The organism is Pantoea sp. 18069, assembly GCF_902706035.1.
Lineage (GTDB): Bacteria > Pseudomonadota > Gammaproteobacteria > Burkholderiales > Burkholderiaceae_C > Comamonas.
The window spans coordinates 1-385 of the sequence record NZ_CACSJA010000149.1 but is presented as its reverse complement, the minus strand read 5'-3'; the positions used below and the strand labels follow the sequence as shown (position 1 = coordinate 385).

The window sequence follows — 385 nt, the reverse complement described above, 5'->3', positions numbered from 1 at the left end:
GGCTTCGTCGCTCCGGTGTCGCCCGTGCTGGAAGCCTTCGGCGTCGAGAAAGATGCCCGCGGCAACGCCCGTGCCAGCACCGACTTCACCGGCGGCTACACGACCAACGTGCCCAAGGTGTTCGCGGCCGGCGACATGCGCCGCGGCCAGTCGCTGGTGGTCTGGGCCATCCGCGAAGGCCGGCAGGCCGCGCGCGCGGTGGACGAATTCCTGATGGGGTATTCGGACCTGCCGCGCTGAGCGGCCGGCTGCCGTGGCCGCCGGTTCCGGCGGGGCACGGGCAGTAAAAGCGAACGGCGCCCCGAGGGGCGCCGTTTCTTTTGAAGGCCTCGACGGCAGGGCGGATGTGCCGCCCAGGCCGTGTCAGGGCGTGACCGTGATGATC

General features: G+C 71.2%; 1 pseudogene. It reads left to right on the top strand.

Features of this window, described 5'->3' with window-relative positions:
* A pseudogene (gene gltD, locus GVL12_RS25980) lies at nt 1-240 on the top strand (glutamate synthase); the annotation flags it as partial.
* Between the last annotated feature and the right edge of the window lie 145 nt (nt 241-385).